Genomic DNA, 10556 nt, shown 5'->3' with positions numbered 1-10556 from the left:
TTTAGACTCTGGTTTAGACTCTGGTTTAGACTCTGGTTTAGACTCTGGTTTAGACTCTGGTTTAGACTCTGGTTTAGACTCTGGTTTAGTATCGAGTTTAGTATCGAGTTTAGTCTCAGCAAGAGTGTCTACCTCTATTTCAGGTTCAACCGCTGGCTGTACTTTTACTTCTGGCTCCAATTTCGCTGCAGCTTCAACGATTATTTCAGCTTGCACTTTTGGCTCTGGCTCTGGCTCTGGCTTAACACGAGCTTGGTGTACGTCGGCTTCGTTATCAACCTTAGGCTCAAAACTCACACCTTCAACGGTAGGCGTCGATATCTCTTCTGTTGCCTCTGGAGTGATATCTTTTATCTCACTTTCAGGCGTATCTTGAGTCGCTTCAGAGCGCTTGGCTGCTTGCTCTTTTTCAACATTTGCTGCCTTTTGAGTGCGCAGATAGAGGTAAACACCTAATACGATCAGCAATATAATGACGAGTTCTTTCATTGTCTTCCACCATGGGTTAGCCGCGAATACATTATCAATCTACTAAAAAGCAGTTATAATGTACAAAAATCAAACATTATTAGTAATGCATTCTCTTTCCTAAAATCAAGTATTTATATCTCTTTTTTAATCGGGTATCAAAAATAATCGCTTTTTAGGGTATTACTAACGCATAAATAGGCTAAGCCATTAAGCTTTTAGCACCATCTTTACAAGACAAGCTTGCAAGCGGTAAAGGTTTTGCGAGGTAATATCCTTGAACCAAATCGACGCCACAATCTTTGATGAACTCATATTCTTGTTGTGTTTCTACCCCTTCAGCAACAATCTTACAATTTGCAATGCTCCCAAGCTTAGTCACCAATTTATAGATATCTTTACCCTTACTAGATGTCGCATCCAACAATAACGATCTGTCTATTTTTACTTTATTGAACGGATATTTGAGCAAATGAGGAAATGAGGCATAACCAGAGCCGAAGTCATCCATAGAGATGGTAATCTTCTTTGTTTGAAGCTCTGCCATCACCTTAGTTAAGTGGACTTTGTCGCTAAGCATAGCTTCTTCTGTGATCTCAATTTCCACTTTTGAGGGATCAACAGCATAGTGCTCTAACCGTGAAAATAAATGCTGAACAAAATCAGGCTGCTCAATCGAGGCCACAGATATGTTAATGGCAATGCGCCCACCTAAAGGCAACTCTATTTTCTGCATATCGCTTAACACCAACTCAATGACTAACTTATCTAACAAAGGCATGGCTTCGAGTAATTGAAAATCAAGGATAAAAGTTGGAGGGCATAACTCTCCCTTAATATTAATATAACGAATTAAGGCTTCGTAGTTGTATTGTTCTTTATTCCCGAGGGATTGAATTTTTTGATAAAACATGACCAATTCGCCCTGTTTTAATATTTCGATCATACGTTTCTGCGCCGATGAACTTTTAATATTGTTATCCGTTGAGTTTCTAACACTACGCAGAATGTGTTCAAAAATAGACCCCTCAAGGTTGGAGTTATTGGCCTTTGGATTAGTTGTTATCAAATGCTTACCTGCATAAGCAAGGTAAAAAGGCCGATAGACCAATACACCAATAATGATGATGACAACCTGAAGGATTGCGCCATCTACCTGATTACCCATGGCCAAATATCCACTAAAGACCGGCGGCGTCATCCAATTAACGATACTCACTACCGGAGATACCACCCCTAAGGTAATGCAGGCATACACCAACACAAAACTGATCAGAGGTAGCAAGATAAAGGGAATGATCATGATCGGGTTAAAGAGTATGGGCAGACCGAATAATAACACTTCGTTAATATTAAACATGACCATAGGTATCGCCGCAACGGCGAGCATTCTATGGTTGTATTTCCGGCTAAAAATGAGCACACAAAGCAATAAGCTTATACTATTACCCGATCCCCCCATCGACATAAATGCATCATAGAAACCTTGGCTGATAATATTAATAGAGGCTTCTCCCGCATGCCAAGCCTCAATATTCGTTAGTGTATCGGCATAAATTTGCTGTTTAATCGTAAACAGCATGTTGTGACCGTTTATCCCAACAGAGCCCAAAATGCCGAGCAGTGTTTGATATAACAACCCACCCGTAAAGGTTAGTGGGTCAAGTCCTACCGATGAGATCACTGTGTCTAGATATGTGCCAATGCGCATCACCAATTGGGACAGCAATAATGCAAGGATCGAGAAACCAAAGATATGCACTATGTACTTTGCTAATCTGGACGCAAAATCAAACGAATTAGGATCTAACAGACGAATTGGGAAACACAAATAAAACCAGTAAGTCACAATTGCACTAAGTAATGCCAGCAGTGGATTATTGGGCAAGACATAATTTGTTGATAGATCTTGATTACCCAGAGAAAGGATGTAGAACAACACCAAAGCATAAATAATGAAAATAGCGCTGGAGGCATTCGTTTTCTGTGACAAATAATAACTCGCAACAACACAGAATGTTGTAGGGTAAATGTTAATTAATATATTAGAGGCATAAAACAATAGCTCTGATATATGATTAACTTCAGCAAGTTTAAATCCATGCCCTAATAACATCGCTAACGAGTTGGCTAACGTTATTGGCAACAGTAATAGGGCTATCGCAGCAAGATCAGATAAATAGAGCTTAGATTCCCTACTCCAATTTAATACTCTTGCTGAAACCTTACATAAAATCATGATTTAAAACCTTGAGGAGTTCCCAAAAGCATTGAGTTAGATATTTCATTTTAAAAGCACCAACCCGCGCCCTTAGAAGCGAACAGTAAGGCCTAATTTATAACGCGCCTCACCTTCTGCACTAAATACTGGGTAATTATTTTTAAACTCTGGCTTCACTTCTGCAAAGTCCGATGCAACACCGAGCTGAATACTGTCTTCTTCAAATAAATTAACCACTTCAAACGTAATAGTAAGGTGCTCAGTGACGTCATAATGGCTGCTAAAATCTACTGTGCCGTATGCTTGATGCTCACGATTGCCATAGTAACCAGGTAGTTCACGGATCATGTATTCGCTGCGCCAGTTATAAGCCAAACGAGCAGAAAATGCATCAGCTTCATAGTAGCCAACTAAGTTGACTGTATGTTTGGATGAATCAGAAAATACGCCGACTTGATCGGGATAGTAGTGTGCGGGGGCGTAGGCATCAGCAAAAGTATAATTAGCTGCATAACCTAAGCCACTTCCAAAGGTATCTTGTAACTGTAATTCAATACCTTGTATCTTGCCACCCTGACCATTTGTCTTGGTGGAGACTGTCCAGCTATCTTCACCTGAATCCGGATCTATGATGCCAATACTTTGATCTAACAATTGCTCAGTCGTGATGAAAGAGCTGATATCTTTAATAAAATAGCTAGCAGACACTAAGCCCTCTGGGCTGAAGTACCATTCAACGCCTAAGTCTGCCTGCGTTGCTTTATAGGGGCTGAGGCCGATATTACCTTTATCAACGACTTCATTATTTGGAATACCGTCGGCATAACCTGAAAGCGCAGAGGCAGAAAACATATCGTCATAATTTGGACGAGAAATAACTTGAGACGCCGAGGCCCGGATAATCACATCGGGATAGAGATCATAGGCGACGTTAATACTAGGCAATAAATCACGATAGCTTGAGTTTGCTCTACTTAATTCATCGGCGTAAGAGCCATCAGACTGAAGTTCATAATAATCAGAAGCAACATCGGTTGAGATATAACGCAGACCGACATTACCTCGAATACCGTCAGATGCGAAGTTAGCCATAAGGTACAGGCCTAAGTTTTCTTCGTTAATCGTACCGTAACCCGATTTATAGACTTGTCCGTCACTATTAAAGCGGGTTATCGCCGCTTTGGCATCATTTAACATCGCATCGAGTATAGGTTTTGGCAGGGTGAACCCGCCACCGGAAGATACCGTGCCAGAGTAGTAGGCGGACGCATTTTTAGCGATGATATTAGGGTCAACAATGCCCTCAAAAGATTCTTGTTTCACATCATGAACTGCCCAGCTGACCCCAGCTTTAATCGCCGTGACTAAACCTAAGTCGACTGGCACAGTGATATCGAACTGAGCATAACTTTCTCTATCTGAGTTAGGTTGCTTGCGCAGTGACCATCCCTCGGGAGCAAGCGCACCATTAAAATCTTCCGCCCCAAATACCTTGTTCGCAATGTCGATATTAATTACGTCACCAGTCGCATCGTAAGTGCCAGCAAAATCACTCGCTTGCCCCAACCAAAAACCATAATTAGCCGTGGTATTGGTGCCGCCTTCAGATTGAGTGTTACCAACTCGCCCTTCTAGGCTGTAGTTATCAGCTTCATAGGTAAAATCCAAGTCGTATGTCTTTGAGTCCATACTGGCTTCACGTACCCAAGTTTGCGCCCACGCAGGGTTTGCATCATTAGCGTCACGGCGGTAGAAGATGCACGTCCCTGCCGCATTCCTTTGTTCACAAGCGGCCTCTTTATCATCAGGAAACATAAGAAAAAGCGAGGTGTTGGCATTGTTCGCTTGCATATCAAGGCTGATGATATTTAAGCCAAACTCTACATTATCATTTGGACGATATTGCAAAACCGCGTTAATAGCCGTGCGTTCACGCTGCTGCTCGAACGTTGTCGGAACGATGTCACCCCAACCTATATTCGATTCAACACCATTACGCTGATAGTCAGTTTTAGCATCGGCAATCGCAAAGAGAACACCGATATTTTCAGCACTGTTTTTCCAGCTGTATAGCCCTGAAAACTCAGGGTCTATCTCCTGTGAAACCGTGCCGTAGTCTTGCGTACTACTGAAGAAAATCGAATTGGCATCTAGATCGAACGGTTTACGGGTGTTAACAATGACTGTGCCACCGATTCCGCCTTCGATAAGATCCGCCTGAGATGATTTATAAACTTCAATTTCGCCAATCATTTCTGGCGGCAGTAAAGAATAGTTAAAGCTGCGATCAGTGGCTTGTTGATCAAACCACCCAGTAGAAGCAACTGAATGCCCATTTAGCAAGGTACTGGTTAGCTGATTTGACGCTCCGCGAATAGACACCTGCTGACCTTGACCAAATTGGCGGTTAACCGCAACCCCGGGAATACGTCCGAGTGATTCGCCTACGTCACTATCAGGAAATTTACCTAAATCTTCAGCTGTAACCACATCCATCACAGAATCGGAGAATCTTTTGGTATTGATAGAGGCTTTCATTGAAGCTCGAATTCCACGAACCTCTATTCTTTCAATTGGCTGTTCGATAGTCGTTTCACTATCTGGCTGAGCAGCCAATACCAAGATAGGAGATATCAAGCTCAATAATAGAGTGATACTGATTATCACTTTGCTTCTCTTAAAGATCGGGTGTTTTATTCCGATATGCTTTAATAATTTTTGTTTCTTAGTATTTATCATCTTACCAGTGGCGTCGCATATCTATCAGTTTTAGACCTAATTAAGCACAACTGCAGCAGAGGAAATAACCAGCGGTTATTTCCTTAATATAGGTGGATTTTTGTGTTTCAGGCTAGATTACAAACGAGGATTATTTCATCATCAAACTCTGTGGCGGATTCTATGCCAGCGTTAATCATTCTGACAAGCGTAATTTAACGCGTCATCGCTTTATTTCACTTTTAAAAATATAAGCTGGCTTCTATGGGGTGATAATTAGATTTGTTAGCGCTAACAGTGCTATTTTGTGCACACCTTCAAAGTTTCAAGCTTATATTTTGTCAGCTAAAGATAAGCCTCTTATTATGATAATAACCCAGTAACTTACTAAGGTATCCCATGGCATTTGAACAACTCCTCAGCGGTAAGCTTCTTCGTGAGTTTGAAACGATTTCGGCTATGGTGAAAATCTACTGTAAAGCGCACCATAAAGGAGCAGACTCTCACCCCTGTGAAGAGTGCGAAAGCGTTATCGAATATGCCCACACTCGCCTTGATAGGTGCCCCTACGGTCAAGATAAACCGACCTGCAACAAGTGCCCAGTGCATTGTTACAAACCGCATATGAAAGCCAAGGCACGTGAAATCATGATTTACGCTGGCCCGAGAATGTTGTTGCCTCATCCTATTATGGCTATTCGTCATCTGCTATCTGAACGCCATCCAGCGCCTGGTAAACCACCTGAAGCCAGCTCAAATCGCCACCGGCGCATAAAAACGGCCACAAAGAATTAATCAAGCTCTCTTATGGCAAGGTACTCCTGTCACATAAAAATTTTGTTTCTATAAACAAAAATATTTCAACTCCCTACCTTTAACATCCTTGTGCATTTGTAATTCACGACTAGACTTTTGAAAAGTAAAAGGACTTATTAAAAATCGCGTAACTAAATTTGCTCAGAAAAATACAGCATGGAGGCTGAAAACTTGGGAAAAGAAATCCTACTCGTTGAAGACAATAAGGTCATGCAGTTGTTGATGACTAAAATGCTCTCCTCACGAGGCTACGATGTCATTACAGCCATCAATGGCGTAGATGCATTGAAGCAGTTAGAACAACACCCCTCAATTCAACTAGTTCTCAGCGACTGGATGATGCCTGAGTTAAATGGCATTGAGCTATGTTACCGCCTAAAGTCCCCCGAATATAACCGTTATATTTTTTTTGTTTTACTCTCTGGGCGTGATGATCAAGAATCAATTATCGAAGGCATTAACGCTGGCGCCGATGATTTTGTCGCTAAAGAAACCAATATCAATGAGCTTGATGCTCGACTAAAAGCTGGATTTAGAAGTCTAGAACTACACAAGCAGTTAGTTGCCAAAAATTTTGAACTAGACCAAGCTTATGCCACCATACGCCAAGATCTCGATTCAGCCAGCTTATTGATCCAGCGGATGTTACCTAGCCAGAAAAAATTCCCTGGCGTTGAGCTGCACTACACTCATATACCGAGTGCTCAGATTGGTGGCGATATGCTCGGATGTATGCCGCTAGATGAAGACCATATCGCCGTTTACCTCTTTGATGTCGCTGGCCACGGAGTAAAATCTGCATTGATGTCTTTTGCAATCCAGCAAAGTATCGACTCTAGCAGCAACTCACATGTAAAACGCCAACAAGACAGCGCCCCTTTTTATAGCTTAAGAGAGCCCAGAGAAGTGCTAGCCAGGCTTAATCAAAGCTATATTAATCAATGCGATAACAACCTCTACTTCACTATGATTTACGCCGTACTGAATACCAAAACAGGGCAATTAAACTACGCCTTTGCGGGTCACCCTCCAATGATCTGGCAGCAAACATCGCAACAAATATGCCGCTTTATACAACAAGAGAGCTTTGTCGCCGGTATGTTCGATTTTGCTAGCTACCAAACCGAACAGATCCAATTGAGCGTAGGCGATCGCATATTTCTCTACTCTGATGGTATTACCGAAGCGGAATCTACAGATAAAGAACAATACTCAGAGCAAAGGTTAGCGCTGCAAATTCAACAGCTGTCCAAGCTGACAATTAGCAAGCAAAGTAACACCATAGTAGAGGAATTAAACAACTGGTCAGGCACAACACAGTTCGATGATGACATCAGCTTGTTGGCATTTGAATGGAATGGAAGCTAATCAAGGAAACAGCATGCACTTCGATATAATTGCGAAAAACCAATACACGGTGATCCGAATTAAAGAGGCTAGGTTTGACGCCAAGCTGACTGCCAGTTTCCATGTTGAACTCGGAAAACTAAAAGATAACCTACGCGAGCATTTACTCCTTGATATGAGTGATGTGCGCTTTATGGACAGTAGCGGACTAGGAGCCATCATGGGCACCTATAAGATGTTGCGCAATACTAAAATTAGCATCATTAACCCACAGAAACCGATCTTAGATTTACTCAAGTTAACTCGAATAGACAAGCTGATAGTGAGCCATGCAAGCATAGAAGATGCGCTAACAGCAAACGCTTAAAAGGATAGCTTGATGAAGGGAGTGACACTCGCCGCAGGAAAAGGCACAGAAGTACAGCCTATCTTCAATACGTCTCCCTTTTATCGCAGCGGCAATAAGGGAGGTTAATGTGAACACAAGGACGTTTTACCAACAATATTCAAGCAGCCTGGAGGCATCCCGCACTGTCGCCTCCGATATCCTGCCCTTTTGGTACTCCCTCGGCTTGGATACAGCCCTTATCGGGCAGATGGAGCTGTGCCTTGTAGAACTCGTGAATAACGTATTTGAGCATGCCTACGCTAACCTTGATGGGGCAAAGTTTGAAATTAGTTCTTACGTGAATGACACAAAACAGTTAATTATTGAAGTCGCAGATTATGGCGACTCGATACCCAAAAATCTGCTTGATGACCTACCTAAAATGGACTTTGTTGAGCCACTCGCATGCGACCCAAGCACCTGGTTACAAAGCCGTAGGGGACTCAAAATTATCCAGCAGCTTGCAGACAATATAGAATACCATTCACACGATAACTGTAACACTTTCAGACTGTTGAAAACGACCCGCTAAAGACACTCTAGTCATAACAAAATACCAGCTCTAGCAAAGACTTAACGGCTGTTAATACCAACGCAAGCAAGGGGGGAACTATGATTAAGATTGATGAATTAAAAGCACTCTGTGACGGCGATGATTCTATGCTAAATATGCTACTGACGATCTATATCGAAGAGTATGGCCAAAGTGACCACCTCATTGTTCAGAGCTATCAAACAGAAAATATCACTGAATTATTTCGTCTCACCCATGAGCTCAAAGGCATGTTCAGTAACCTGTGCGCGCAAGATGCTGTAAGCTTGGCACAAGTCGTTGAGTCGAGCTCTAAAGACGGCTCACTCCCCGAGCACACAGCAATAAACAACTTGTGTAGCGAAATCCAAACCATCAATCGCCAAATAACCGCTATCTTACAATAACCGACGCGATTCACAGTCAAAGCCAAGCTAGAACAGTTAGCCCAAAATTATTGAGCTTAGTCTTCATCAAAATACAAAACTAACCGCCAAGCTTAATAAATCAGCGTCTGAGCTTTCGCCGTAGACCAGTGGTGAAGTGACAAACTGGGCGCGATTACCTTCCTTTTGAGAGAAGATCATCTGGTATTCAATATTGATTGAAACACTTGATGTTAAGTCATATTTAACCCCTGCCGTTACCGCTTTTGACTTTCGCAGTTGATGGCTTTCACCATAAGTTAAATAGGGCGACAATTCATCAAAAGCATAAATAGCCGAGGCATACCAGTTTGCTTGTAATCGATCGGACTCAACCTCTGCTATCCACAACCAAGACCCATAGCTGTATTCCACCCCTAACGTGTAAATATCGAGTTTTTCCTCCTCTACCGAGGGAAGCTGGGTATATTTGGCTTGCATAAAGCCACTATGAATACGGTAATTAAAGCCGACTAAATCAACATAGACTCCGGTCATATATTCGGTATTAAATTGCAATAAAGCCTCACCAATCTTTACTTTATTGGCCCGCTCAAAACCATAGTAAGGAGACACAGTTAATAGCAGTTCATCAGAAATATCATAGTTCCAAGCCAAAGACAGACCATCATAAAAAGTAAACCCTAAAATACTGTCATACACTTCTTGAGGAGGCCTTATCCACGGATAAGCTTGGCCAACATAATAATATTCAGAAACCAAAAATAGCGGTAAGCGTAACCGCCCAGCTCTGACTTCAAAGTCATCAAACTCATATGATAGATAGGCCCACTCAAGCTCAGGATCGCTCCAGTTATCTTGGGTACGTTTCACCACCTGCCCTGATGCACTAAAACTATCAAACACGTCGATATCTAACTGTAAGCCAAATATGGTGTCACAGTCGTAGCAGGTATCGTCGGTAATTTCTCGACTAATAAATAGTGGGGTTCGATTATCACTTTTACTGATAGTGGTAGAGCCAAATCCACTCAATAAAATGTTGTCGGTTAACTCAATACTTGCCTGGGCAGCAGGGCAAGATAACAGGCAAGATAACGCTATAAATAATGTTCGACGAAATAACATGGCTACTCTCCCTGTGGCACGGTTATCAAAATATTAACTTCTTTGGGAACGGAGTCGATGGGGGCATAGGCTATTCCGTTGGGATTATCGTTAAGCCATTTTAAAATCTGCTTAATATCATCACTGTTTAATTCTTCGGGGGGAGTACCTCTTCCAGAAAATGCAAGCCCAGCCCAATAGCCGTTCATCTGCGATACGGATTTACCGAGTAGCATTTTATAAAAGTCTTCTCTGTGGATGGAAGTTTCAGGGAGGTCTACTAGGATAATTTTTAAGCTACCGGATATTTTCTTACTTTTACCTCGATAAAGCATTCTAGCCTTGCTTTTACTTAATGGCGGCAACTCATCGTTAAGACTGAAAATAGCAAACTCTACGTCGCTGTTATCATCGACATTAGCCTCTACAGCTTGAGAAGGTGAAGACGTACACACAAGTAACAACATAATACAGAGCTTATAACTGACAAGCTGAACCCGTTCGTTTAATCCCTTAAACATTAAAACCCTCATTCCTTGATAGTTTTTTGTACTAAGCTGAATATAGTCAAGG

At 42.0% G+C, this 10556-nt stretch carries 9 protein-coding genes and 1 pseudogene; 5 read left to right on the top strand and 5 right to left on the bottom strand.

Going from position 1 to position 10556, the window contains the following annotated elements:
* From ACVBIL_RS11555 to ACVBIL_RS11545, 3 genes and pseudogenes are all read right to left on the bottom strand, one after another.
* Positions 1 to 489: pseudogene (locus tag ACVBIL_RS11555) on the bottom strand (hypothetical protein); the annotation flags it as partial.
* A gap of 181 nt (positions 490 to 670) precedes the next feature.
* Entirely contained in the window at positions 671 to 2707 is a 2037-nt protein-coding gene (locus ACVBIL_RS11550) for an EAL domain-containing protein (protein ID WP_447167130.1), read from the bottom strand.
* 72 nt (positions 2708 to 2779) lie between these two features.
* A complete protein-coding gene (locus ACVBIL_RS11545) occupies positions 2780 to 5386 on the bottom strand; it encodes a TonB-dependent receptor (RefSeq protein WP_447167133.1) in 2607 nt (868 codons plus the stop codon).
* A gap of 420 nt (positions 5387 to 5806) precedes the next feature.
* Between ACVBIL_RS11545 and ACVBIL_RS11540 the strand changes: the two genes are divergently transcribed.
* The 5 genes from ACVBIL_RS11540 (at position 5807) to ACVBIL_RS11520 (ending at position 8897) form a co-directional block, all read left to right on the top strand.
* Entirely contained in the window at positions 5807 to 6202 is a 396-nt protein-coding gene (locus ACVBIL_RS11540; RefSeq protein WP_447167129.1) for a nitrous oxide-stimulated promoter family protein, read from the top strand.
* 192 nt (positions 6203 to 6394) lie between these two features.
* A complete protein-coding gene (locus tag ACVBIL_RS11535) occupies positions 6395 to 7591 on the top strand; it encodes a PP2C family protein-serine/threonine phosphatase (protein ID WP_447167128.1) in 1197 nt (398 codons plus the stop codon).
* Between the two features lie 13 nt (positions 7592 to 7604).
* Positions 7605 to 7937, top strand: a complete 333-nt coding sequence (locus ACVBIL_RS11530; protein WP_447167127.1) for an STAS domain-containing protein — start codon at positions 7605 to 7607, stop codon at positions 7935 to 7937.
* Between the two features lie 109 nt (positions 7938 to 8046).
* Entirely contained in the window at positions 8047 to 8490 is a 444-nt protein-coding gene (locus ACVBIL_RS11525; RefSeq protein ID WP_447167126.1) for an ATP-binding protein, read from the top strand.
* 80 nt (positions 8491 to 8570) lie between these two features.
* A complete protein-coding gene (locus tag ACVBIL_RS11520) occupies positions 8571 to 8897 on the top strand; it encodes an Hpt domain-containing protein (protein ID WP_447167125.1) in 327 nt (108 codons plus the stop codon).
* A 66-nt stretch (positions 8898 to 8963) separates the two neighbouring features.
* On the opposite strand, the gene ACVBIL_RS11515 is transcribed toward ACVBIL_RS11520, so the two are convergent.
* A complete protein-coding gene (locus ACVBIL_RS11515) occupies positions 8964 to 10004 on the bottom strand; it encodes a porin (RefSeq protein ID WP_447167124.1) in 1041 nt (346 codons plus the stop codon).
* A gap of 2 nt (positions 10005 to 10006) precedes the next feature.
* Entirely contained in the window at positions 10007 to 10504 is a 498-nt protein-coding gene (locus ACVBIL_RS11510) for a hypothetical protein (protein ID WP_447167123.1), read from the bottom strand.
* Between the last annotated feature and the right edge of the window lie 52 nt (positions 10505 to 10556).

Source organism: Shewanella sp. 125m-7 (genome assembly GCF_052977045.1).
The sequence above is the reverse complement of the archived record's forward strand: the minus strand, read 5'-3'. Positions and strand labels throughout refer to the sequence as shown.